This window comes from Lishizhenia tianjinensis, assembly GCF_900116425.1.
Taxonomy (GTDB): domain Bacteria; phylum Bacteroidota; class Bacteroidia; order Flavobacteriales_D; family Crocinitomicaceae; genus Lishizhenia; species Lishizhenia tianjinensis.
In genome coordinates this window covers 44,194-70,502 of the sequence record NZ_FPAS01000003.1, presented here as the reverse complement: position 1 = coordinate 70,502, position 26,309 = coordinate 44,194, and the positions used below count along the sequence as shown (strand labels likewise).

21 protein-coding genes are annotated in these 26,309 nt (G+C 37.5%); 16 read left to right on the top strand and 5 right to left on the bottom strand.

Annotation, left to right across the window (positions count from 1 at the left end; translation table 11 throughout):
* Positions 1 to 6: 6 nt before the first annotated feature.
* Positions 7 to 156: a hypothetical protein gene (locus tag BM327_RS15880; protein ID WP_170853730.1), complete on the bottom strand. Its 150-nt coding sequence runs from the start codon at positions 154 to 156 to the stop codon at positions 7 to 9.
* 141 nt (positions 157 to 297) lie between these two features.
* Between BM327_RS15880 and speE the strand changes: the two genes are divergently transcribed.
* The 3 genes from speE to BM327_RS10000 are packed head-to-tail and all read left to right on the top strand — an operon-like array spanning position 298 to position 3,138.
* Positions 298 to 1,575, top strand: coding sequence for a polyamine aminopropyltransferase (gene speE / locus BM327_RS10010; protein ID WP_090249033.1), 1,278 nt, complete (start codon positions 298 to 300; stop codon positions 1,573 to 1,575).
* A gap of 1 nt (position 1,576) precedes the next feature.
* Positions 1,577 to 2,605 carry an agmatinase family protein gene (locus BM327_RS10005; protein ID WP_090249032.1) on the top strand — a complete coding sequence of 343 codons (1,029 nt, stop codon included), beginning with the start codon at positions 1,577 to 1,579 and terminating at the stop codon, positions 2,603 to 2,605.
* Between the two features lie 2 nt (positions 2,606 to 2,607).
* The gene (locus BM327_RS10000) at positions 2,608 to 3,138 is read left to right on the top strand and encodes a hypothetical protein (RefSeq protein WP_090249030.1); all 531 of its coding nucleotides are present in this window, start codon (positions 2,608 to 2,610) and stop codon (positions 3,136 to 3,138) included.
* Here BM327_RS10000 and BM327_RS09995 read toward each other — a convergent pair.
* Positions 3,135 to 4,043, bottom strand: coding sequence for a C40 family peptidase (locus BM327_RS09995; protein WP_139230329.1), 909 nt, complete (start codon positions 4,041 to 4,043; stop codon positions 3,135 to 3,137). The two genes, BM327_RS10000 and BM327_RS09995, sit on opposite strands and share 4 nt — an antisense overlap.
* Before the next feature lie 221 nt (positions 4,044 to 4,264).
* Between BM327_RS09995 and BM327_RS09990 the strand changes: the two genes are divergently transcribed.
* Together BM327_RS09990 and BM327_RS15935 are read left to right on the top strand one after the other, a co-directional pair.
* Entirely contained in the window at positions 4,265 to 5,869 is a 1,605-nt protein-coding gene (locus BM327_RS09990; RefSeq protein WP_090249027.1) for a S41 family peptidase, read from the top strand.
* 6 nt (positions 5,870 to 5,875) lie between these two features.
* Positions 5,876 to 6,409, top strand: coding sequence for a DUF1573 domain-containing protein (locus BM327_RS15935; RefSeq protein ID WP_244526211.1), 534 nt, complete (start codon positions 5,876 to 5,878; stop codon positions 6,407 to 6,409).
* Positions 6,410 to 6,504: 95 nt separating this feature from the next.
* On the opposite strand, the gene trhO is transcribed toward BM327_RS15935, so the two are convergent.
* Complete coding sequence (gene trhO / locus BM327_RS09980; protein ID WP_090249025.1) at positions 6,505 to 7,560, bottom strand: oxygen-dependent tRNA uridine(34) hydroxylase TrhO; 1,056 nt, start codon at positions 7,558 to 7,560, stop codon at positions 6,505 to 6,507.
* A 139-nt stretch (positions 7,561 to 7,699) separates the two neighbouring features.
* Between trhO and BM327_RS09975 the strand changes: the two genes are divergently transcribed.
* Together BM327_RS09975 and BM327_RS09970 are read left to right on the top strand one after the other, a co-directional pair.
* A complete protein-coding gene (locus tag BM327_RS09975; RefSeq protein WP_090249023.1) occupies positions 7,700 to 9,250 on the top strand; it encodes a glycosyltransferase family 39 protein in 1,551 nt (516 codons plus the stop codon).
* 70 nt (positions 9,251 to 9,320) lie between these two features.
* A complete protein-coding gene (locus BM327_RS09970; RefSeq protein ID WP_090249021.1) occupies positions 9,321 to 9,863 on the top strand; it encodes a GNAT family N-acetyltransferase in 543 nt (180 codons plus the stop codon).
* A 48-nt stretch (positions 9,864 to 9,911) separates the two neighbouring features.
* Here the strand turns inward: BM327_RS09970 and pruA are convergent, their stop codons facing one another.
* A complete protein-coding gene (gene pruA / locus BM327_RS09965; protein WP_090249019.1) occupies positions 9,912 to 11,540 on the bottom strand; it encodes an L-glutamate gamma-semialdehyde dehydrogenase in 1,629 nt (542 codons plus the stop codon).
* Between the two features lie 145 nt (positions 11,541 to 11,685).
* A complete protein-coding gene (gene apaG, locus BM327_RS09960; protein WP_090249017.1) occupies positions 11,686 to 12,072 on the bottom strand; it encodes a Co2+/Mg2+ efflux protein ApaG in 387 nt (128 codons plus the stop codon).
* Positions 12,073 to 12,260: 188 nt separating this feature from the next.
* On the opposite strand from apaG, the gene BM327_RS09955 reads away from it, so the two are divergent.
* The 9 genes from BM327_RS09955 (at position 12,261) to BM327_RS09915 (ending at position 26,292) form a co-directional block, all read left to right on the top strand.
* Positions 12,261 to 13,622, top strand: a complete 1,362-nt coding sequence (locus tag BM327_RS09955; protein ID WP_090249015.1) for a Na(+)-translocating NADH-quinone reductase subunit A — start codon at positions 12,261 to 12,263, stop codon at positions 13,620 to 13,622.
* A 26-nt stretch (positions 13,623 to 13,648) separates the two neighbouring features.
* On the top strand, positions 13,649 to 14,896 hold the full coding sequence (locus BM327_RS09950) for an NADH:ubiquinone reductase (Na(+)-transporting) subunit B (protein ID WP_090249013.1): 1,248 nt from the start codon (positions 13,649 to 13,651) through the stop codon (positions 14,894 to 14,896).
* 2 nt (positions 14,897 to 14,898) lie between these two features.
* Positions 14,899 to 15,609 (top strand): NADH:ubiquinone reductase (Na(+)-transporting) subunit C, encoded by a 711-nt coding sequence (gene nqrC / locus BM327_RS09945; RefSeq protein ID WP_090249011.1) that lies wholly within the window; start codon positions 14,899 to 14,901, stop codon positions 15,607 to 15,609.
* Between the two features lie 8 nt (positions 15,610 to 15,617).
* Positions 15,618 to 16,307: an NADH:ubiquinone reductase (Na(+)-transporting) subunit D gene (locus BM327_RS09940; protein ID WP_090249009.1), complete on the top strand. Its 690-nt coding sequence runs from the start codon at positions 15,618 to 15,620 to the stop codon at positions 16,305 to 16,307.
* Positions 16,308 to 16,342: 35 nt separating this feature from the next.
* A complete protein-coding gene (gene nqrE / locus BM327_RS09935; protein ID WP_090249007.1) occupies positions 16,343 to 17,050 on the top strand; it encodes an NADH:ubiquinone reductase (Na(+)-transporting) subunit E in 708 nt (235 codons plus the stop codon).
* 3 nt (positions 17,051 to 17,053) lie between these two features.
* Positions 17,054 to 18,349 (top strand): NADH:ubiquinone reductase (Na(+)-transporting) subunit F, encoded by a 1,296-nt coding sequence (gene nqrF / locus BM327_RS09930; protein WP_090249005.1) that lies wholly within the window; start codon positions 17,054 to 17,056, stop codon positions 18,347 to 18,349.
* Between the two features lie 214 nt (positions 18,350 to 18,563).
* Positions 18,564 to 20,522: a DNA topoisomerase (ATP-hydrolyzing) subunit B gene (gyrB, locus tag BM327_RS09925; RefSeq protein ID WP_090249003.1), complete on the top strand. Its 1,959-nt coding sequence runs from the start codon at positions 18,564 to 18,566 to the stop codon at positions 20,520 to 20,522.
* Positions 20,523 to 20,650: 128 nt separating this feature from the next.
* Positions 20,651 to 24,508, top strand: coding sequence for an FG-GAP-like repeat-containing protein (locus tag BM327_RS09920; RefSeq protein ID WP_090249001.1), 3,858 nt, complete (start codon positions 20,651 to 20,653; stop codon positions 24,506 to 24,508).
* Positions 24,509 to 24,711: 203 nt separating this feature from the next.
* Positions 24,712 to 26,292 carry a M1 family metallopeptidase gene (locus BM327_RS09915; protein ID WP_170853729.1) on the top strand — a complete coding sequence of 527 codons (1,581 nt, stop codon included), beginning with the start codon at positions 24,712 to 24,714 and terminating at the stop codon, positions 26,290 to 26,292.
* The last annotated feature ends 17 nt before the right edge of the window (positions 26,293 to 26,309 follow it).

Genomic DNA, 26,309 nt, shown 5'->3' with positions numbered 1-26,309 from the left:
AAAAAATTAGCTGTTTTTTCTTCCTAAAAAGTATCCAAGAATAAATCCACCTATTCCAGCACCTACAAATCCCCATCTTCTGAAGAACCAACTAAGAACTGCAATAGCAATAAAAATTAATATGATAAGAGTGATTAACTTTTGATTTCTAGACATATAGAGTTGTTTGAGTTTTTCTTTATTGGCTTGAATTTAAGAATTAAAAGACAATATGTAAGTTCCATTGAAAAAAATATTCCTAGTTTTAGAAAACTATTTGAAATTGGCATACTTTTACGCCCAAATTTTTTTATTTAAATGAGTGCATTAGGAAATCACATTCTAGTAGAATTCATGGGTTGTTCACCAGAGATTATGAACGACGTTTCTGCTATTGAAAGAGACATGGTAGGTGCAGCACAAAAGGCTGGAGCTACTGTTATTAACTCAACTTTCCACCACTTTAATCCATACGGAGTAAGTGGGGTGGTGGTGATTCAAGAAAGTCACCTGGCCATACATACCTGGCCAGAATATGGTTATGCAGCGGTTGATTTGTTCACGTGTGGAGAAATGGACGCATGGATTTCTTTTGATTTCCTAAAAGACTGTTTTCAAGCCAAAAATTACTCGGCGTTAGAAATGAAACGTGGTTCTGTAAACTTACTTACAAGAAACGATTTCGATATTTCTACGATGCGTCAGAAGGCAGATGAGTGGGTAAACCCAGGAATGTACACAAGAAACGTATGGTTTACAGATAAAGATGAAAACCAAGCCCTTTCTTTGAAGTACACCGGTGAAGTTTTCCACGATGTTCAATCGCCTTTCCAACGCGTGAGAATTTTGGAATCACCAAAATATGGTAAGTTGTTGACCTTGGACGATATGTTCATGACAACAGAGAACGATGAGTTCCACTACCACGAAATGATTTCTCACCCAGCTATGATGGCTCACGGAAACGTGAAGAACGTCTTGGTTATTGGTGGAGGAGACGGTGGTACCGTTAGAGAAATTTTGAAGCACGAAGGTGTGGAGAAGGTAACAATGGTTGAGATAGATGGAGAAGTAATTGAAGCGTGTAAAAAGCACTTGCCTTCTATCGCAGCAGCATTTGATGATCCACGTTTAGAATTGATCGTGGGTGACGGAATTGAGTACGTGAAACAAGCAGCTGCAGGAGCTTACGATTTATTAGTGGTTGACGGGTCAGATCCTGTTGGACCGGCTGAAGGATTGTTCTCTGTAGAGTTTTACCAAAACTGTTACAACGCGTTGAATGAAAACGGAATTTTAATTGCACAGGGAGAATCTCCTAAATTCAATGAAAATGCCTTCGCAGAATTGAACGCAACCTTGAGAGGATTATTCGGAGAAGACAAAGCTCCAGTTTCTTTATTCTACGTTCCAACCTACCCAACGGGTATGTGGTCGTTCCAATACGGAATCAAAGGAAATATAAACATGAAGTCTTTTGCAGACCAAGCAGCAGCTGATGCTTTTGTAGATGCAAAAGGTTTAAGATACTACAATACAGAACTGCACACAGCAAGTTTTGCATTGCCTAATTTTGTGAAGGATCTTTTGAAATAAGATGAAGAAAGATTTTGATCCAAATGGGGTAGGAATTGCTAACGGGAATATCTTCGGATTTCCCGTTACGCATGTTCAGGCGGACATAGTTTTGTATCCTTTTCCATGGGATGCGACCGCAAGCTATGGTAGAGGTACGGCTGGTGGACCAGCTGCTATCTTACGCGAATCAACACAGTTAGACTTTTACAATCCTTACGTGAAGAAGGCGTACAATACAAAAGTGTATTGGGAACCTATAGATGAGCGTTGGGAGGCGGTAAACGAAGATCTTTCTTCGCAAACAACAGCTTACATCGACTATTTAGAAGAAGGTGGGAAGTTGGAAGAAAGTGAGAAGTTTACAACCTTGGTGCAAGAAATGAACGCGGTGCAAACCAAGTTGAAAGAAGAATACAAAGCCAAAATTGCAGCCGATTTAAAACAAAATAAATTGGTAGGTGTAATAGGTGGAGAACATTCAACACCTCTTGCATTAATTGAAGCATTGGCCGAACAAACAAAGTTTGGTATTCTTCAAATAGATGCCCATGCCGATTTGAGAGATGCTTACGAGAATTTCGAACAATCGCACGCAAGTATCATGTTTAATGCGCTCAAATTAGAAAACGTTGAAAAGTTGGTGCAAGTAGGAATTCGTGATATCGCTCAATCAGAGGTGGATATCATAGAAGCAAATCCTAAACGCGTTCGTTGTTTCTACGATTGGGAATTGAAAGAAGAAAACTTTGGAGGAAAGACGTGGAAAGAGCAGGTGGAGGATATCATTGCTAGTTTACCAAACAAAGTCTACATTTCGTACGATATAGATGGTTTAAAGCCTTCTTTATGTCCAAATACGGGTACTCCAGTTCCAGGTGGTTTCGATTTAGAACAAATCAACTACTTGTTGTATACCTTAGCACGTTCTAACAAAGAAATCATAGGTTTTGATTTATGCGAGGTGGGAGATGATGCTTGGGATGCAAACGTAGGTGCACGTGCATTGTGGAACGTAATCTGTGCGTTGAAATTAAACAAGGAAATTTAAGTATGAATTCATTGGAAAGTATCTTGCTAAGAATTTCTTTTTTAGCTTTTATCGTTTTGTTGGCCTTGCTTTTTCTGGTGGCTATCAAACCGCTTTCTTTCCTTTGGTTTACACCTTATATTATCTTAAGCGCTTTACTAACTTTAAGTACCTATACCTTGCGAATTTTAGTAGGGAATAAATCAGGGAAATGGTTGGGTAAAGTTGTGTTTTATCCTTTGACCTTACTGCCTTTAGTTTTATACATCTACGTATGGATGTTGGGGAACGATATGGAAGATTCTTGGACCTATATATTGGCCAGTGCCCAGCTAACAGTAGTGGTGGGAATAGCACAAAAATTAGATTTTTTTAAAATAGAAAATAGTAAGGCTTACGCTTTAGTAGGTCTTACTACTTTTTCGCTAGGAGCAGCCTTAAGTGTAGGTTTTTTAATTCCCTTAAACAGTACTATTTACTTTAATGTATTGTTTGTTTTGTTGGCCATTTTTTCTTTGGCTAGCATCGCTTTAACTTTCTTTAGAAAAGCCTAAAGCATACGTCCGAAAGAATGTAGGCGTTGTTCCCAGTATTTCGAAGCGTAGATATCTACAATAGAAATCCCTATACTAGAACTAGAATGTATCATTTGTATGGATCCGTTGTTTTTAGAAATAACAATTCCAACATGGTTGATACCGCTACCTTTCTTAAAGAATACTAAATCTCCTATTTCAACATTTTTCGCCTTAATTTTCTTCGCAATTGCGTGTTGGTCTTCGGCCCTTCTGGGTAAATCTATGTTTACTTGCTTGTATACATAACTTGTATAGCCACTGCAATCAAATCCTTTTGGGGTAGTACCGGCCCAAGCATAAGGTACTCCGAGTTGTTCTCTTGCGGCTTCTACTATTATTTTTTGTTGTACGCTCGCATCTATTTCTTCAACCGGTTGCAAACTATCTTTTAATTGTGAATTCGTTTCTTCTAGTTTCTCCTCAACGGCTTGATTGTTTAGCTGAGCTGTACTGTAGAATTTTTCCAAAAATAGATTTACTTTTTGAAAAGTACTTTCTTCTTTTTGTAATTTTAAATCGTTGGCCCAGTCGGTTAAGTCGCGTTGTAAGCTGCGCAATTCATAAATGTGTCGTTCAATAAGATCTATTCCCTTGTCAGAATTTTTTAATGCGAGCAGGTAGGTAAAAGCGTTGTCCAAAGCTTCTGTATGTCTTTTTTTCCATTTTTTATCCTGGTACAAAGCCAAGCTACTTACTGCCGCATAATAGCCAGGAACCAAAGAATTGTCGTATTCTGGATTGTCCATTAAACGTTCTGCTCTTCGGTTTACCATTTTGTAATGTCCTTGGTCGTAGTACATCTCAAGTTTATCGAGCTGTATATCCTGGGCATAACCAAAGCTGGTTAAAAGTAGAAACAGAGCAAAAAGGAGCTTACGCATAACTGCAATTTTTAGGGTAACATTAAGATTTACTAAATAACTAATATTAAGGGCATAAATTACTTGTAGTAAGGCAATATCGTTAACAAAACGCTGTTTAAAATTTAGACGGACGAAAAGGGAATGTGGAAAGGTCTTCCAAAACACCCTGTTTAATTCCAAACATTTTTTAAATTAGCTAGGTATGCCTTTTGCAAGGGATTCTTATATAAAAAATCAAGATGAAAATAAACTATAAAATACTCGCAGGAGCTTTCCTTTTTACAACGGGAATTGCTTTTGCTCAAGAAGAAAACTCCACCCAGCAAAATGCTGTGAAATTAGGAGAGGTATTTAATTACGTGGACAGATACTATGTGGAGGAAGTTGAAGGAGATAAAATTGCTGACGACGCCATTCGCAACATGTTGGAGAAATTAGATCCACACTCTACCTACATCCCCCGAGAAAAAGTTCAAAGTGCAAACCAAAGTATTAATGGATCATTTGTGGGGATAGGTGTACAGTTTCAAATTTTGAAGGATACGTTAATTGTAGTGAATCCTATTCCTACAGGACCTTCTGAGAGAGTTGGTATACAAGCTGGAGATAAAATCATTTACATAGATGGGGAAAATGTAGCCGGTGTTGGTTTGCAAAATTCAGGTGTAAGAGAGCGCTTGCTGGGCGATAAAGATACCAAAGTGAAGGTGGAAATTATGAGGGGCGACAAAGAGAAGTTACTCAATTTTACCATCACTAGAGATGATATTCCAGTTAATTCTGTAGTGGCTAAGTACATGCTATCTAAAAATGTGGGCTACATTAAGTTGACCAGCTTCTCAAGAACTTCGAGTCAAGAAATAAAAGAAGCTCTCGAGGAATTGAAGAAAGAAGGGATGAAGGATTTAGTGCTGGATTTACAAGGTAATGGGGGCGGACTTCTGTACGCGGCGAAATTAATTGCAGATGAGTTTTTAAAGGATGATAAACTGATTGTTTATTCTGAAGGAAGAGCTCAACCACGTCAAGAGTACGTAGCAGATACAAAAGGTGATTTTGAAAAAGGGAGATTGGTAATTTTAACCGATGAAGGAACAGCATCAGCTAGTGAAATTGTTTCCGGAGCTGTTCAAGATTGGGACAGAGGTTTGATAGTAGGAAGAAGAACTTTCGGGAAAGGTTTGGTTCAACGACCAATAGAGTTGAATGATGGATCTCAAATCCGTTTAACCATAGCCCGTTATTTCACGCCATCTGGTCGTTTCATTCAAAAGCCTTACGATGATTTAGAGGCTTACAAAAACGATTATTACGAGCGATACATGCACGGAGAGTTGATGAATCAAGACTCTATAAAATTGGAAGATTCATTAAAGTATTCTACGCTTATTACTAAGAGGACAGTATATGGTGGAGGTGGAATTATGCCTGATGTATTTGTACCCTTAGATACCAACGAATATTCTGATTATTACAGAGCATTGAGTAGGTCAGGCGTAATCAATTCTTTCTGTTTGGAATATGTGAACACCAACAGAGAAACTTTAAAAAAGAAGTATGATGATGTAGAAGCTTTTGATGCAGATTTCATCCTTGATGAGGAATTCATGAACAATTTCTTTAGTTATGCCGTTGGTGAGAATGAAGATTTAGAGTTTAATCAGGAAGACTACGACATCAGTAAAGAGCTCTTACAAGTTAGAATGAAAGCAGCCATTGCTCAAAATCTATGGGGATATAATGCATTTTACAGGATTTATAACCAAAAGAATGAGATTTTAAATAAGGCAATAACTATATTAGCCGGAGATATTTATAATAAGGTTGAACTTGCAAAACAATAAATGAAAATGAAAAAAGTAATCTTAGGATTAGCTGTATTAGGTGCTTTGGTAGCATGTGATTCATCAAGTATAGATGCAGATGTTTCACCAAATGAAGGAGAGGTAGTTTCTAAATTGGTAGCTTCAGAAAGAACACCTGAGGAAATAGCTGCGGATGAAAAACGTTTGGAAGAAAAAAGGCAGAAGGAAGAAGCTGAAAGATTGGCCAAGCAAACTACTATGGATTTTAACGAAAGAATCCATGACTTTGGTAAGGTAGATCCTGAAACAGAAGTGAGTTATACTTTTAAGGTAATGAACACGGGAGATAAACCGTTGGTGATAGAAGAGGCGAAAGCTTCTTGTGGATGTACCGTTCCTAAAAAACCAACAGAGCCTATCGCTCCTGGTCAAGAAGGAGAATTAGAAGTTTCTTTCAAATCAAAACCAGGTCAGTTTGGACCACAGAACAAAACTGTTACGGTAACAGCGAATGTTCCTGAAAAACAAGTGATACTTAGAATTACTGCGGATGTAATGAAGCCAATGATAGCTGAATAAGTAGTATTTATTTGATAAAACAAAAAGACCGTTTCAATGCTGAAACGGTCTTTTTTATTGCTTTTAAAATCTTTCGTAATTTCAAGTTACAGACGCTAAGCATCCATACAAGCCGATCCTTTAAATTTCAATTTTTCTGATCTTCCTTTTTTGAAGATTTTATTAGAGTTCTCTTTTCCTTTACGCAAAGCTTTTTGCTCTTCTTCAGGTAAGTGAATCACATCTTGACAATCTTCTGAACAACAGTTTTCGTATTTTTCTTTACAGCTGTCACACTGAATAAATAACAAGTGACAAGCGTCGTTTACACAGTTTGTGTGCGTGTCGCACGCTTCACCACATTGGTGACATACCGCAATGATATCATCAGAAATACGTTCACCTCTTCTTTCGTCAAATACGAAGTTTTTACCGATGAATTTATTTTCTAAACCGCTTGCTTTGGCATCATTGGCGTACTTAATAATACCACCTTCCAATTGGTGCACATTTTTATAACCTTGGTGCTTAAACCAAGCCGAAGCCTTCTCACAACGTATACCACCTGTACAGTACATTACGATGTTTTTGTCTTCGTTTCCTTTTAAAATCTCTTCTTCGATAATTGGTAAAGAGTCTCTAAACGTATCTACGTCTGGTGTAATAGCACCTTTAAAGTGTCCCACTTCCGTTTCGTAGTGATTACGCATGTCTATCAAGATGGTCTCTGGATCATCTGTTAAGGCATTGAACTCTTCTACTTTTAAGTGTTTTCCAGTGTCCGAAGGGTTAAAAGTTTCATCGTTTAAACCGTCCGCTAGAATTTTTGGACGAACTTTGATTTTTAACTTCAAGAAGGGGTGTTCTGTTGCAGACTCATCCACGGCAATGTTCAAACGAACTCCGTCTAAGAAAGAAATTGAATACAATTCATTTCTAAACCTTTCGAAATTTGGAATTGGAATTGAAATTTGCGCGTTGATACCTTCGTGAGCTACGTAAGTTCTACCTACTACATCTAGTTCTGACCACATTTGGAAAAGGTGATCTCTAAAAACTTGTACGTTTTCTATAGGAGCGTATTTGTAAAAAGATACGGTAACGAATTTGAATCCGCTCTCGTTTAATTTTTCTACAAGTTCCTCCCTACTTAATTTATTCCACAGTTGCATGCTATGTATTTTTCGTTAAATAAGGATGCAAAAGTAATGCATAGAGGTGGAGAAAAAAAATAGATTGACTTTTATCACCGTTTAAATTAAGTGAGGCGTTTGTGTAAAAAGTCATTTATCTTTTACTTTATTTGTTTTCATGAAAGTGAAATGGACGTTGCCTACCACGAAGATCAAAGGAATAGAAACAATAGTTTTTGTGGTCATTTCCTTGGTTTTATTTTACTTCCTCGGCGTATTCGAACTCTTGTTTAAAGCGCCATACGGACTCCATTTTATGCGCCAATCAGACGGTTTAGCTTTTGCGCTAAATTATGCCAACCAGGGAAATAGTTTCTTTGAACCCGAGTTGTTCAATCTTAAAAACATTGATGGGAAAGGTGCTTGTGAGTTTCCAATTATCTATTACATCGCCGGTGTTTATTTTCAACTTTTTGGTGAAGATTTCAGCGTAATTCGAGTGATGGATTTTCTAATTACTTGGTCGGGTATGATCTATTTAGTTCATGCCTTAAGAAGGGTGGGGACTAAATTTACGCTGGCTTTACTTGTTGTTTTGCTTCCTTTAAGTTCAGCTGTTTTTAATTTTTACTTGGTTAATTATCTACCAGATGGGCCAGCTTTAGGGTTTACCTTTTTCGCTTTGGGAGCACTATTAATATACCGTCAGTCAAAATCTATGAAAGTGTGGTACGCCATGCTTTTCTTTTTCTTACTGGCGACTTTATTAAAAGTTACCTATGCTATTTATCCACTTGCAGCTTTGCTTAGTTGGGGGATAGCTGAATGGAAGAATAGAAAAGGTCAAGCCTTAAGTTCAGAAAACCAAACCATGGTTCAGGTGATATCTGTGATTCTTTCTTTGGCCATACTCATAGGTTGGAACCTCTATGCTATACACTATAATACGCTGAATGAATCAACATCCTTCAATACCAGTGCTCAGCCAATTTGGGATGTTCCTTCGGAAGAAAGAATTGTAATTTGGAGGTATATGAGTGAGTACTGGAACAGTAGTTACTTTGCTCAAATTATCTTTCACCTGTTTTACTTATTTAGTGCCGTAGTTGTTATTTTTTACAAGCGCATTACTGCTTGTTACAGGTGGTTCTTACTTTTTGCTGCTCTGGGAGGACTTTGTTTCTTCATATTGTTTTTTAAGCAGTTTAGAGATCATGATTACTATTTTCTAATTTTTCTTCCTATCGTGATGATGGTGTATTGGCAAGGTATACGCATACTTATAGATTTTATAAAGGTAAAATGGGGGAGAGGACTTGTTTTTGTCTTATTATCGGTAATCGTATTTAGTGGGATAAATCACGCCGCTCATAAAATGAACGGACGTATAGAAAGAGATACTACCATATATGATTTTGCAACTTTGAGTTTAACCCAGAAAATATCGACCTTAGAAAAGCTAGAAATTCCAGAGGAGGCAAAAGTATTGGTGTATCCAGATAATAGCCAAAATGGTAGTTTGAATGTATTGAATAGAAAGGGGTGGCTTATTCCTGCAGAGCGAGAAATTTCCCCTGCGCTTTTGGATGACTATAAGTTGAAAGGTGCAAGTCATTTTTTCTATTTACAAGTGGATACCCTTCCTGAGCCTAACTTAGGTGCATTTCAAGAATTGATCGTTTTTCAAGATGATGATTTGAAGGTTTATCAATTAGATAAAAAAGACTAAAATAGAGTTCTTGGAGAATTTTAAGACGTTTTAAGTGCATTGTAATCAGAGTTTTTGTACCTTAACTCTGATGAGAAAAGTAGAGCTAAATACCGAGCGATTAACCCTTAGATCCGTATTGTTGTCTGACCTAGATGAAGTGCATGCTTTGCACTCTAGTCCGGCAGTTGATGAATACAACACCTTGGGTATCCCCGAAAATATAAAGCAAACCAGAGACCTGTTGTGCGAATGGGTGTTGAGTAGTGAGAAGGAAGAGGGTAGGAAGTTGACCTTGGCTGTACTGAATGAAGACAAAGCCTTTATTGGACTCATAGCAATCAATACGGGAAGAGCTGTTTATCAGTCTGCAGAGGTTTGGTTTAAATACCATAAAAAGTTCTGGAACAAGGGCTATGCTACAGAAGCATTGAAGGCCGTGATAGACTTTGGGTTTGATCAATTAAAACTACATAGAATTGAAGCGGGATGTGCCGTAGAAAATATTAGATCTAAAAAAGTTTTGGAAAAGGCAGGTATGGTACAAGAAGGTAGAAAACGAAAGTGTTTGCCTTTAGGAGATCACTGGTCAGACACCCTTGAATTTGGTATGTTAACAACAGATAGGAAATAAAAAAAGCTACTTCAAACGAAGTAGCTTTTCTTTTTATGAAGAATTTTCTTATCCTAAGAAAGGGTATTTGTAATCTTCTGGAGTAACGAAAGTTTCCTTAATCGTTCTTGCAGAAATCCAACGCATCAAGTTCATTGCTGCACCTGCTTTATCGTTAGTCCCCGAACCTCTAGCTCCACCAAATGGTTGTTGTCCTACAACAGCACCTGTTGGCTTGTCGTTGATGTAGAAGTTACCAGCTGCATTACGTAAAGCTACAACTGCTTTGTTAATTGCGTATCTGTCTTGTGCTAAGATAGATCCTGTTAAAGCGTACTCAGAAGTTTCGTCCACTAATTTTAGAGTAGCATCAAAATCTTCAGCATCGTAAACGTAAATTGTAACAACAGGTCCGAAAATCTCCTCTTCCATAGTACGGAAGTTAGGGTTAGAAGTAACAACAACTGTTGGCTCAATGAAGTATCCTACAGATTTGTCGTAGTTTCCACCTGCGATGATTTCAGCATCGTTTTGTTCTTTAATGAAATCAATGTAACCTGCAATTTTATCAAATGCTCTTTCATCAATAACAGCTGTAATGAAGTTAGAAGGATCTTCTGGTGAACCCATTTTAAAGGTGCTCATTTGTGCCACTAAATCTTCTTTTACTTCTGCCCAGATGTTGTTCGGTACGTATACTCTAGAGGCTGCAGAACATTTCTGACCTTGGAATTCGAAAGCACCTCTAGCGATTGCTGTAGAAACTTGCTTAGGAACTGCAGATTTGTGTGCTACAATAAAGTCTTTACCACCTGTTTCTCCAACGATACGTGGGTAAGTTCTGTATTTGTCTAAGTTCATTCCTATCTCTTTCCATAAGTGACGGAACACGCCTGTAGATCCTGTAAAGTGTAATCCAGAGAAGTCTTTGTGGTTAAATACCACATCTCCAGCAGTTGGTCCATCCACTGTAATCATGTTGATTACACCATCAGGTAAACCTGCTGCTTTAAATACTTTCATGATTACCTCTGCAGAGTATACTTGAGTTTCAGCTGGTTTCCAAACAACAACGTTACCCATCATTGCTGGCGCTGCACATAAGTTACCTGCGATAGCTGTAAAGTTAAATGGAGTAATGGCGAAGATAAATCCTTCCAATGCTCTGTATTCTGTCCTGTTCCACATACCTGGAGAGCTAATAGGTTGCTCTTTGTACATGTCAGTCATGAATTTTACGTTGAAACGCAAGAAGTCAATCAACTCACAAGCTGCATCAATTTCAGTCTGCATTAAGTTTTTAGACTGTCCTAACATTGTAGCTGCGTTGATTTCATTTCTGAAAGGTCCAGCAATTAAATCGGCTGCTTTCAAGAAAACGCTAGCACGTTGTTCCCATGGTAATTCAGACCATTCTAAACGAGCATTCAATGCTGCGTCTATGGCTGCTTCAACGTGAGATTTATCTCCGTAGTTGAAGTGACCCAACACTTTTTTGTGATCGTGTGGTGGGTTCATAGGTCTTTTATCATCAGTTCTAACCTCTTCACCACCAATGTACATAGGTACATCAATAGGTGCTTGGTTGTACATCTCTTTGTATTTGTTCAATAGCGATGCTCTCTTCTCACATCCTGGAGCGTATGCGTTAACAGGCTCGTTAATCGCTTCTGGTACTTTAAAATATGCGTTTGCCATGATTGTAATAATTTGCCGTAAAAATAAGCATACTTATTACTTTATCAAACCTCGTGTAACTGAAGTCACAGATTGGGGAGTTAAAAGGAATTATATGTGATGAAAAATGGAGTAGAGTGATGTATGGAAACAAAAAAAGAGTGAATCAATTCACCCTTCCTAAATAGATCATATCAAATTTGGGAACATCCACTTGAAGCAGCTTGTGGGTATCTAAGCGTTGAAAGATGTAGTAGCCGCTCATACTCCCTAGTTCAGATACAAAATCACATCCCGATGAATAGGTATACACCTCACCTGGTTCTAGAATGGGTTGTTCACCTATTACCCCTTCTCCTTGCACGGTTCTTAACTCGTCTAGTGAGTCGAAAATACGCCAAAATCGAGAGAGTAACTGTACGGCAAAAGGATTTCTGTTTTCTATTTCAACCTTGTAGGTAAAAAAGTATACAGATTGATATACTCTTGATAAGTCAGGTCTAAATTGTGTGCTTACAGAAATTTTCACACCAGAGTTGATTGCTGTGTTCATAAAATTAAGAGTATAATTCAAAGCTTAAGATACAAAACTTTGGATATCCTTGAAATAAAATCAAGCAGTTAGAGTCTATTTAGAATTATTCCAAATTAGCATAAGTCCAAAGGTAGTGCAGTAAACTTTTTAACTAGTTCCAAGTATTTTTTATTTTTGCCCAACTTAAACAAAGCTCTATATTAAGCATGTCAAAGACAGTTAAGCTAAGAAAGGGGTTAGATATCAGGCTTGTAGGAGAGGCTGATAAGGTGACGGCAGATTTAGCAATGCCAAAAACCGTATCTATTAAACCCACAGATTTTCACGGTTTAGTGCCAAAGATGGCAGTAAAACCAGGTGATAAGGTACAGGCAGGATCTGTTATCTTTTTTGATAAATACAACGATGCTGTAAAATATGTGTCTCCAGTTAGTGGTGAAATCGCTGAAATCGTAAGGGGAGAGAAGAGACGTATTCTGGAGGTTAGGATCAATGCTGATGCTAATACTGAATACGTTCAAGGTTCTCCAGTTGCTCCAGCGAGTGCGGATGCAGAAAGTGTTAAGCAAACTATGTTAAGCGCTGGTTTGTGGCCTTTCATTACGCAAAGACCATTAGGTGTAGTTGCAAATCCAGAGGCGGCTCCAAAGGCTATCTTTATTTCTGGGTTTGATTCTGCTCCTTTAGCTCCAGATTACGACTTTATTTTACACGGACAAGACGAAGCTTTCCAAGCGGGGGTTGATGCGTTGGCAAAATTAACTACAGGTAAAGTTTACTTGGGGTTAAACGCTAAGGTAAAGGCAGACGCAGCATTGGAAAATGCCAAGAACGTTGTTGTAAATCGTTTTGAAGGAAAGCACCCTGCAGGAAACGTAGGTACGCAAATTCACCACATTGATCCTATCAATAAAGGAGAATTCGTATTTACTGTTAATGTACAGGATGTTGTAATTATTGGTAAATACTTCTTAACAGGTAAGTTTGACGCTACGAAGTTAGTGGCTTACACAGGTTCAGAAGCTACAAACCGTAAGTACTACAAAACAGTTATCGGTGCTAATGTTGCTGATTTAGTGAAGAACAATGTTGCTGGTGACAACGTACGTGTTGTTTCTGGAAACGCCTTAACAGGTACTAGCATAGGTGCTGAAGGTTGTTTAAGCTACTACGATAATCAAATCACTATTCTTCCTGAAGGTGATCAGTATAAGTTTTTCCTTACGAAAGGTTGGTTAGGTCCTGGGTTCGATAAGTTCTCAGCTTCTAAATTATTCCCAACTTGGTTAAACTCTTCTAAAAAGTATACTTTGGATACTAACCTTAACGGTGAAGAAAGAGGGTTTGTAGTTACAGGAGAAATGGAAAGAGTATTCCCATTCGATATTTTACCAATGCAGTTGATCAAAGCTTGTATTACAGATGATATCGATGGAATGGAGAATTTAGGAATTTACGAAGTTGTTCCAGAAGATTTTGCATTGTGTGAATACGTTTGTACATCTAAGGTTGAGATTCAAGAGAAAGTTCGTCAAGGACTTGACTTGATCCAAAAAGAATGTATGTAATACTAACTTCATAAGAGAATAATAAAGTGAAAGCATTAGAAAAATTATTACACAAGTGGGACCCAATGTTCGAAAAGGGTGCCAAGTGGGAAAAGTTTCATCCTTTATATGAAACGATGACCACTTTCGCATTTACACCAAAGCACGTTACTAAAAAAGGTGCGCACATCCGTGATGGTGTAGATTTGAAAAGAACAATGTTCATGGTGGTTATCGCCTTGATTCCTTGTTTATTATTTGGTATTTACAACACAGGTCACTGGCACTACGAAATTCAATCGTACTTACCAGGATCTGAGTTTGAAGCATACAGAGATTACATGACTGGTTTTGGAGATAAAGTATTGTACGGGTTGTCTCGTGTACTTCCATTATTAGTTGTTTCTTATGGTGTTGGTTTGGCCATCGAATTCGTTTTCGGATTCTTAAAAGGTCACTCTTTACACGAAGGGTACCTAGTATCAGGAATGTTAATTCCTTTAATTATGCCAGTTGACGTTCCATTATGGATGGTTGGTGTTGCTACAGCATTTGCTGTTATTATCGGAAAAGAAGTTTTCGGTGGTACAGGTATGAACATCTTAAACGTTGCTTTAACAGCTAGAGCATTCTTGTTCTTCGCTTACCCAACTGCTATGTCAGGAGACAAAGTATGGAAAGGTGGAACAGCTGACGTAATCGCTGCAAACAACGGAATGTTGCCAGATGGTGCAACAGGAGCTACTGCATTGGCTGACTTACAGGCAATGAAAACGAACCTTACTGAAAGTGCTTCATTATTGTTAGAAAAATTCCAAGCACAATACGATCCAATTGACGCATTTATGGGGATGATCCCAGGTTCAGTTGGTGAGACTTCTACATTAGCTGTATTAATCGGTGCATTGATCTTATTGGCTACAGGTGTTGCTTCTTGGAGAATCATCGTTTCTTTCTTTGCAGGAGGATTCTTATTCGGTTTATTGATGAACGCGATAGGTGGTAACGCTTACTTTGACATGCCAGCATACTACCACTTAATCATCGGTGGATTCGCATTCGGTGCCGTATTTATGGCAACTGATCCTGTAACGGCAGCGCAAACAAGTGTTGGTAAATTATGGTACGGATTCTTGGCAGGTGGTATTGCAGTGTTAATTAGAACATTGAACCCAGCTTACCCAGAAGGTGTAATGTTAGCAATCTTGTTTATGAACGTAATGGCTCCTATTATTGACCACTACGTAATTCAAGCAAATGTTAAACGTCGTTTAAAAAGACTTAAAACTGCATAGTAATGGCAATTAATAGAGATAGTAACGGATATACATTTGGATTTGCAATAGCATTAGTTGTTGTTGTAGGTACCATATTGGCATCTCTGTCGCTTGGTTTGGCGGATATCAAAAAAGCAAACGCGGAGAAGAAAAAGAAAATGGACATCTTAAGTGCCATTGGAATTGAGTCTACAAGAAGTACGGTAGATGGAATTTACGACGAAACAGTATTGAACTCTTTCGTAGTGGATGCAACTGGAAATGTAATTGAAGGTGAAAAAGCATTCAGCGTAGATGTAAGAAACCAGTACAGAAACAAGACGATAGAAAAAGCAGATAGAAAATACCCAGTTTTCGAAGCGAAGAACGCAGAAGGTAAAATGATTACAATTTTACCAGTTGTAGGAGCAGGACTTTGGGGACCAATTTGGGGATACATCGCGATTGGAGAGGATAACGAAACAATTGCAGGTGCTGCATTCGACCACAAAGGAGAAACTCCAGGTTTGGGAGCGGAAATCAAACAATCTTTCTTTGAAGACAGATGGGTTGGTGAGAAAATTTCTGTAAACAATGAGTTCCAACCAATTCAAGTTGTGAAGGATGGATCAGGAGTAAACGAAATGAAAGTAGATGGTATTACTGGAGGTACAATTACTTCAGTAGGAGTAGGGGAAATGATGAACCGTACTATGGCTGTTTACGTAAAATATTTCAATAACAAGAAATAAGGAAAGCGATGAGTGAAACTGTAGAAAAAACAAAAGCTCCTAGCGAGCCATTATTCTCTAAAAAGAATAGAAAATTAGTTACGGATCCTTTATCAGACAATAACCCAATTACAATTCAGGTATTAGGTATTTGTTCAGCTTTGGCGATTACAGTACAAGTTGAGCAGGCCTTTTGGATGTCTGTTTCTGTATTGTTCGTATTGGTAATGGGTAACTTATCAATTTCATTGTTAAGAAACTTAATTCCGTCAAGAATTAGAATTATTGTACAATTAGTAGTTGTTGCCTCTTTGGTAATTATTGTTGATGAATTGTTACAAGCCTTCGTACCAGATATTTCAGAGAAGTTATCTGTATTCGTAGGTTTGATCATTACCAACTGTATTATCATGGGACGTTTCGAAGCATTTGCTATGGGTAACAAGCCTTGGCCATCTATCATGGATGCCTTAGGTAACTCATTTGGTTATGCTTGGATCTTGTTGTTGGTAGCCTTAGTACGTGAGTTGTTTGGATCAGGAAAAATCTTAGGATTTGAAATTTTCGGAAACAACCTTCCAGGCGAAGAGTCTGGTTTGTACGCAATGGGATACGTGAACAACAACATGATGATCTTACCTCCAATGGCCTTGATCGTTGTTGGTATCATTATCTGGGTTCAGCGTTCTAGAAATAAAGCGTTAATCGAGGATCACTAGAAAAGAGATTTACTAATTATAAAAGACATTAAATAATGGATACTACATTAGACATATTTGTAAAAGCGATCTTTTCTGAGAATATGATTTTCGCATATTTCTTAGGAATGTGTTCTTACTTAGCTGTATCTAAAACTGTAAAAACAGCAGTAGGATTAGGAGCAGCGGTAATATTCGTATTGGGAATCACTATCCCAATGAACTACTTGTTACAAAACTACGTATTGAAAGAAGGTGCTTTAGGATGGTTAAATCCTGAGTACGGTTTAGATGGTGCACACACTATCGATTTAAGCTTCCTTTCTTTCATCATGTTCATCGCAGTAATTGCCTCTATGGTACAGTTGGTTGAGATGTTGGTAGAGAAATTTGCTCCTGCACTTTACGGTGCGTTGGGTATCTTCTTACCATTGATCGCGGTAAACTGTTCTATCTTAGGAGGAGCATTGTTCATGGCAGACCGTCAGTACTCTACTATCGCTGATGCTACAGCATTCGGTATTGGTTCTGGTATTGGTTGGTTCTTAGCTATCGTAGCGATTGCTGCAATTCGTGAGAAAATTAGATACTCTCAAGTACCAGCTCCTTTAAGAGGATTGGGTATTACTTTCATCCTTACAGGATTGATGGGTATCGCTTTCATGAGTTTCATGGGAATTGAATACAAAAACGGAGATAAGAAAGCAGAAACTGAACAAGTTGAAGCTCCTAAAACTTCACAAAACATCGAATTAAACAAATAAGATATGGGCTTAGGTATTATTATAACAGTAGCAGTATTCTTAATAGTAGTTTTGTTGCTAACAAGTATGTTGCTATTTGCTAAGGCAAAGTTATCTCCGTCTGGTAAGATTAAAATTACTATCAACGGTGATAAGCAATTAGAAGTAGATGGTGGTGGGTCACTACTTTCTACATTAGGAAGTCAAGGTATTTTCTTACCATCAGCTTGTGGTGGTGGGGGTACGTGTGTACAGTGTACATGTCAAGTACTTTCTGGAGGTGGAAACATTTTACCAACAGAAGAACCGCACTTCTCTCGTAAGGAGATTGCTGACAACTACCGTTTAGGTTGTCAGGTAAAAGTTAAAGAAGACATGGAAATTAAAATCCATGACGAAATCTTAGGAATTAAGGAGTGGGAAGCAGAAGTTGTTTCTAACTACAACGTTGCCTCTTTCATTAAAGAGTTTATAGTTGAGATTCCTGAGGATATGGATTACAAAGCGGGTGGTTACATCCAAATTCGTATTCCTAACACAGTAGTGAATTTCAAAGACATGGATATCACTGCGCACCCAGAAGATCACCCAGGAGAACCAATGAAATTCCAAACAGAATGGGATAAGTTCGGTTTATGGGATCTTCAAATGAAGAATGACGAAGATGTTGTTCGTGCGTACTCTATGGCTTCTTACCCTGCTGAAGGAAGAAGAATTATGTTGAACGTTCGTATTGCTACTCCACCATGGGATAGAAATGCAAATGGATGGATGAAGGTTAACCCAGGAGTTGCTTCTTCTTACATCTTTAACTTGAAACCAGGTGATAAAGCGGTTATTTCAGGACCTTACGGTGAATTCTTCATCAACGAGGAATCTGATGCTGAAATGTTATACATCGGTGGTGGAGCAGGTATGGCGCCAATGCGTTCTCACTTGTACCACTTGTTCAAGACTTTGAAAACGGATCGTAAAGTTTCTTACTGGTACGGTGGTCGTTCTAGAAGAGAGTTGTTCTACTTAGAGCACTTCCGTTCTTTAGAGCGTGACTTCCCGAACTTTAAGTTCCACTTGGTTCTTTCTGAGCCATTACCAGAAGATAACTGGAAAGAAAAGAAAAACATGGATGACGAAGGAGACGGATTCGTTGGTTTCGTTCACCAAGCGGTAATTGATAACTATTTAACGCATCACGAAGCGCCAGAGGATATAGAATTCTATTTCTGTGGACCGCCAATGATGAACAACGCGGTTGTTAAGATGTGTGATGACTGGGGAGTTCCACCAGAAAACGTATCTTTCGACGACTTCGGTGGTTAAGATATTTAAAAGCCCTCTTTTTAAGAGGGCTTTTTTTATGCCTCAATTTTAAGTTTTAAGCCATCATATTTTTGTTGATTACATGTTAATAAATAGCATGTATATCTAGGTCTATTTAACTAGCTTTTGCGGTATCTATTCGCTATATTTGTTAGCCCTGTCTTAACGCCATGTTAATGCGGGTACGAAAATCATAAATTGTATAATTTATATTATGAGCGAAGAAAATTCAAAAGCAAATTATTCAGCGGATAATATTCAGATTTTAGAGGGGTTAGAAGCCGTACGTAAACGTCCAGCCATGTATATTGGTGACGTTGGTGTAAAAGGACTTCACCACTGTGTTTACGAGGTAGTAGACAACTCTATTGATGAGGCATTAGCTGGATATTGTGACACAATAAAAGTTACGATCAACGAAGGAGACTCAATCACTGTTGAAGATAACGGTAGGGGTATTCCAACCGCCTTACACTCAAAAGAGCAAAAATCTGCACTTGAGGTTGTAATGACAGTATTGCACGCCGGAGGTAAATTCGATAAAGATACTTACAAAGTATCAGGAGGTTTACACGGGGTAGGTGTATCGTGTGTGAACGCACTTTCTAGTCACTTACAAGCTACAGTTTATAGAGACGGTAAAATTTGGCAACAAGAGTACGAAATTGGTAAGCCTTTATACGACGTTAAAGTTGTTGGTGAAACTGAATTGAACGGTACTATTGTTACTTTCCAACCAGATAGAACAATATTTGAACACCACGTTTACAATTATGAGACCTTAGCGGCTCGTATGCGTGAGTTGGCTTTCTTGAACAAAGGGATTAAAATCACTTTAACAGATAATAGAGCAGAAAGTCAAGACGAAGATGGAAAAGCACCAGAGGAAGTATTTTACTCTGAAGGTGGTTTGAAAGAATTCGCACAGTACTTAGACAGAAACCGTGAGCCATTAATAGAAGATGTAATTTACATTGATGGAGAGAAAGACGGTATTCCAGTTGAAGTTTCTTTAACCTACAACACTTCTTACACAGAAAATATTCAAGCTTACGTTAACAATATTAACACGCACGAGGGAGGTACTCACCTTTCTGGATTTAGACGTGGTTTAACGAATACCTTGAAGAAATATGCCGACGATAGCGGTATGTTGACTAAAGAAAAAATTGAGATTGCTGGTGACGACTTTAGAGAAGGTTTAACAGCCGTAGTTTCTGTAAAAGTTCAGGAACCTCAATTCGAAGGTCAAACCAAAACGAAATTAGGAAACAGAGAAGTTACTGCTCCTGTATCTCAGGCAGTTTCTGAAATGTTGAAAATATACCTAGAAGAACACCCAAACGATGCTAAGAAAATCGTTGAGAAGGTTATCCTTGCAGCAAGAGCCAGAAATGCGGCACGTAAAGCACGTGAGATGGTTCAGCGTAAGAATGTATTAACCGGAAGTGGTTTGCCTGGTAAATTGGCGGATTGTTCTTCAAAAGATGCGGCAGAATGTGAGATTTACCTTGTCGAGGGAGACTCTGCAGGTGGAACTGCAAAGCAAGGTAGAGATAGAATGTTCCAAGCTATCATGCCTTTAAGAGGTAAGATCTTGAACGTTGAAAAAGCAATGCAACACAAAATCTTCGAAAACGAAGAGATCAAAAATATCTACACAGCCTTAGGGGTAAGAGTAGGTACAGAAGATGATGCAAAAGCTTTAAACACGGAAAAATTAAGATACCACAAGATCATTATTATGTGTGATGCCGATGTGGATGGTAGCCACATCGAAACATTGATCTTAACGTTCTTCTTCCGTTACATGCGTGAGTTGATAGAAGCAGGATACATTTACATCGCAACACCACCATTGTACTTGGTGAAGAAGGGAAGTAAGTCAGACTATGCTTGGAACGATGATCAACGTGATTTGTTGATAGAGAAATTCAAAGGTGCTGGACCAGCTTCTTCAGTTGGAGTGCAACGATACAAAGGTTTGGGAGAGATGAATGCAGAACAACTTTGGGATACAACTATGAATCCAGAAGGAAGAACATTACGTCAAGTAACCATAGAAAACGCAGCAGAAAGTGATCAGATTTTCTCTATGTTGATGGGAGACGAAGTTCCACCACGTAAAGAATTTATCGAGAAACACGCGAAGTACGCAAATATTGATATTTAATACTTAATTGTATTTAATGTAAGCCCTTCTCATTTTGAGAGGGGCTTTTTTTTGCATTATAGTATAAATCAAGCCCTAAGCGGCTATTTTTAAATTGAAATATTTAAATTTGAATCAAACTTAATTTTATGAACACCAAAATCACCCTTCTATTACTATCTATTTTTTCAAGTCTTTTTGGAATTGCTCAATTCAGTAGTCCTAAAGTTCTCAGTGCGGATAATTTGTTTGTAGCACAAACTATCGGTGGTGAGAAAAATGATTTATTAGATGTTAACAATGACGGTCGCCTAGATGTATTAGCCGTGCGTAAAAGCGATCATACTGGAAATTACATTTTTCATTATATGGAGGCGAATGCGGATCTTAGTTTCGTAGCTCCTCAATCTCTTTTTATTTTTCCGGATTACATTACCAATATTCAATGCTGTAATATAGCTGATATGAATGGGGATGGTTTTGAAGATTTAATTTTTACAGGAAACCTTACTGAAATCTACGTGCTTTACAATGATGGTAATGGTGGATTTTCAAATTTGAATTTTCTTTTCAATTTAAATATCGGAACTTTTGGATTTATTCAGTTTCATGTTGAAGATCTAAACCAAGATAATCAAAAGGATATTTTCATCGAAAATTACTCGTTTTATAGCAGATGGTACAGGAACAATGGTGGCGCATTTGTCGATGAAGGTAATCTTTACAGCTATAACTTGGCAAATTATGAAAGGTTTGATGTAGACAATGATGGAGATTTAGACTTCGTTGAAGGATTAAATACATCTACAGGGACCTATTCTGTTTTTGTTGAAAATTTAGGAAATCATGTTTTGGCTCAGGCCGATACTGTTTTAATCAATTCATTAACTATTAATCATCAATTTAATTTTGATTTCGATGATGACGGTAAGATGGAAATGGTATATGGTAACTGGATGGGGGCCTATTATATTTTTAGTTTCAACCAAACCAACTTTGTAGTATCAGATACTCTTCCTACCAATTTGCAAATTAACGGACAGCCCGGACATTTAAGTGTGGATATAGACAACGATGGTGATCTAGATTTATTAATGAAAAGCTCAGGGGGGAATGACCTGGTTTTGTATAAAAAAAATCCACTGAATTCATTTCCACTTGAGCAAGGTGTAGTTATTAGCGATGAAATACCTTACATACACAGAGTTTATTTTGAAGACATAGATGGTGACGGAATTAAGGACATAGCTAACGTGAATCCTCAGAAACCTTTCGTGTTGAAGGGAATAGGGAATGGAATTATTCAAACTGAAAAACATCCTATCCTATTACAACATAGTGGGTTTAAGAAAATAATGGTAGGAGATCTTAATGGAGATGGAATAACGGATATTTTCAATCAGAGTTTTTCTAATTCTTATCTAAATGTTTGGTTAGGTAAGGGAAATGGTGTTTATGATCAACGCTATTTAACAGCTGAGAATGCATTAGGTACTGAAGTACCGTTCAGTTTTACAACAACAGGAAATTTAAACGGTGATAACCTTACAGATTTTTTATTAATAGGTCCTTTTGATGGTAGTAATTTGATGTCAGTTGCTCTTTTTGAAGGTAATGCAGGGCTCCACCTTAGTAACCCGGAAGTACAAAACAGTTATAGCAGTTTTGTGCCTATGAGTTTAGATTATGATGAGGATGGAATTACCGACTATTTCTATTTAGACAGTCCAGCTGATTCCTTTTATTTATGTCACAATGATGGACAAGGAAATTTTACAAAATATGCCATAGCTGCACCTAGTTATTATCCATACGACATTGGGTTTTATGATATTAACAATGATGGATTTAAGGATTTGACTTATAGATCAACGAGTAATTTAGTTCCAGATACTGTGGTCATTTGTTATTCTGATAGTAATCATCAGTTTATGAATGTAGATAAACTGACACCATTTGGTAGTAATTATACCGCAGGGAACTATGTATTTGAAGATGTGACTCTAGATGGAAAACTAGATTTGGTGGTTAAAGGTTATAATTTTAACAATCAATTTGCGTTGTTTCAGCAGGGAAATGGTGGTGTTTTCCCGGTAACTCCAGTGCAATTATTACCTAATTCTGTTTTGTCAACCCAAATAGTGATTAATGATTTTCAATTTGCAGATGTAAATAACGACGGATGGAATGATTTAGTTTATTCTAAAGGTCTAACCTATGAACCTGAAAAGGGAATGTACTATTGTAAAAGTTTAGGAAATGGAAGTTTTGAGGCCGTGGAAACCTTAATTACCCCTTTACATGCAAGTAAGTTTGAATTGAAGGATATAGACAATGATGGTGACCAAGATTTGCTATACATGTTTGTGAATGATGTTTTTTCTGTGATGTACAATGAATCTGTAGCACAGGCGAATGTAAAAGGTCATGTATTTGCCGACTTAAACGGGAATGGAGTTAAAGATGCTGGTGAGGAAGGACTCCCTTATGTTAAAGTAAAAACGAATCCAACCTCTGATATAACTATAACTGATTTCAATGGTAATTTTGATTTCAATATCAATGCTGGTCTTGGCCAATATGAATTGATGATAGAAAAAGGGGGGTGGAGTGTAAGTACGGACTCTTTAGTTTACCATATTTCAATAGATACGGTAGGTACGAGTTACGTTAACCTTGATTTCGGTTTAGAACCCGATTCTCTGTTTTATCAACTTTCAGCAAAAATCACTACCGGTCAGGGTTCTTGTAATAGTCTGTCTAAAGTTTGGGTAAACATTAGAAATGAAGGTACCATTAAACCATCAGGAGTATTCTTGGTTAACTTAGATGATAGTCTCGATTATTTTGATGCCAGCGTTCTTCCAGATTCAATAAATGGTCAAAGCTTTTACTTTAATTTTAGTGACATTGGTTTTGGTAATGAGCATAAAATGGATGTTTCATATTATAACCCATCATTCTTAAGTATGGGAACCTACCAACTGAATAAGTTGAAGGTGGATGTATTGGAAAATGGTAATATCGTTTCAAATTTTACGGATAGTACTGAAAGAATGAACACGTGTGCTTACGATCCGAACGATAAAACATCAATTCCCGCAGGTTTAGGTGTTGAAAATTACATCAACGAAGAAGATACCCTTATTGAGTATTTGATTCGTTTTCAAAATACGGGTAATGATACGGCAACTAATGTAGTAATTAGTGATATTATAGGTGATGAACTTGATATTTCCAGTTTCGAATTTATAAGTGCATCACATAATATGACCTATGAAATTAAAGCCACAAGAGAAATTGTATTCACTTTTGAAAATATCTTTTTACCAGATAGTAATGTAAATTATCTAGGTAGTCAAGGATATGTTAAATTTAACATGGAATTGGTACCTTCTTTACCCAAAGGGACAGTTATAAATAATACGGCGTATATCTATTTTGATCAAAATCCAGCTGTTATAACGAATACTGCATTTCTAACGATAATAGACTGTGCGGCCTTAAATGAAAATGTTTCTTTGGTGAATGCATATGATAGTGTTACTTGCGATTATTATGGTTGGATGGAGTTGCCAAATCTATTACCAGAAGGAGGAGTTTTCTCAGGGACAGGAATAGTGAACGATACTATGTTTGATCCTTCTACTGTAGGATTGGGAGTACATACTTTAAATTATAGTGTTGATTCTGAAAATGGTTGTCCTCTAAACTATAGTTTTGACATAGTTGTAGATGAATGTCTTGGACTAGAACAATACGGGATAACGAGTATCAGTATTTATCCAAACCCTTTCAATGAAGTATTGAATATTGTATTTGATGCTGAGTTGTCAGATGTGACAATAGAATTAGTGAATGCAACAGGGGCAGTTGCTGTGACAAAAGAAGTTGAAAAATCAGATGTTGTTCAATTGAAGAGGGAGAACCTTCCTACAGGGGCATATGTGTTGCGCGTAGTTAAAAATGGGGAGATATTATTTTCTCGAAATGTTCAGGTTCAATAGCCTTATGATAAACTGTTTAAAGCCCTTCTCAATTGAGAGGGGCTTTTTTGTTATATTCCCATAAAAATTCAACCATGCATGTAACTTTTCCACCTTTCGAAAGTCTAACAGCTGTTAGACTACACAATATGAAATTTATCAATTACCTATTTGCCCTTATTTTAGCTCTCCTCTTTGGGTCCTGTTCTTTATTTCGTTCAGAAATGGCAACACCTAAAAGAGAAGGAAAGATTCCCAAGTTCAGTGAAGAACAAATCTTGTTGGGAGAACTCACCCCTCTAAGAACCTGTTTCGATGTAAATTACTATGATTTACAAATAGAGGTTCATCCAGAGGATCAAACCTTAAAAGGGACAGTCTTTATTCACGCCATTGCAACAGCCAATTTTGATACACTTCAAATAGATCTACATCCAAATTTTGAAATCACATCGCTAGAAGATGTACATTCCAATAAAGCTCTAAGCTTTGATAGAAAGCACCGTGCGGTATTTGTTCAAACTTCGCATAAAAAGGGGGATGAATTCATATTAAAAGTAAAATATAATGGTGCTCCTGAAGAGGCGAAGAAAGCTCCCTGGAAAGGTGGATTTGTGTGGAAGGAAGATACTGAAGGTAAACCTTGGATAGGTGTCGCTTGTGAATCGGATGGAGCGAGTTTATGGTGGCCGTTGAAAGATCATACCGCTGATGAACCTGATAGTGTGCGAATGACCTATACTGTTCCGAAAGGACTTATTGGCGTAGGGAATGGTGTTTTAGAAAATACCTTAGAAAATAAGGAAACTACAAGCTATACTTGGTTTGTTTCTTACCCCATCAATACCTATAATATAACCGTGTATGTGGGAGACTTTACCTTGGTTCAGGATAGCTACAAAGGTTTGGGTGGAGATGAATTAACCTTAAATTACTATGTGTTAAAACAGCATGCTAAAAAAGCTGAAAAACACTTTAAACAAACCCATCATATTTTAAAAGTGTATGAAAGAATTTTTGGGTTATATCCCTGGTATAAGGACGGTTTTAAAATGATAGAATCTCCCTATGCAGGTATGGAGCATCAATCTGCCATCGCTTATGGAAATGGGTACAGTAAGGGTGGTTTATTTACCACGGATTATATTATCCTGCATGAAACGGCGCATGAATGGTGGGGAAACAGCATTACGGTAAAAGACTTGGCTGATGTATGGATACAAGAAGGTTTTGCCACTTATTCAGAATCGGTGTATTATGAACAGATGTTGGGTGAGCAATATTACGATATAAGTCTGCGCAGAATTCGACCCTCAATCGAAAATAAATATCCTGTGGTAGGCGTTGAGGGGAGGAGATGGTTCCATTTTCGTAAACATTCTGATGTATATGTGAAGGGAGCTTGGATTTTACATACGCTTAGGGAACAGCTAAATGATGACACCCTGTTTTTCGATATCATTTCTAGTTTTTACGATCAATACAAATATTCGCTTGTAGATTCTCAAGATTTTATTGATGTGGTCAATGCTAAAACAGGGAAAGACTTTACTTGGTTTTTTAAGGTGTATTTAACACAACACCAAAGTCCACATTTAGAATATGAAATTTCTAAAACAGGTGAATTGACTTATCGTTGGACCAATGTTCCTGCATCCTTTGATAAATTGAAGGTAAAATTTAATGCTCAAGGTGAAGAAATTATTTTAACTCCCTCTACCACAGAGCAACGCATGCAAATTAAGGAGTATACCCCAACTGGAAGCTACCGTTTCTTAAAGCAATCTTTGTACTCGGTTAATTAGGCAGCGGATAATAAGAA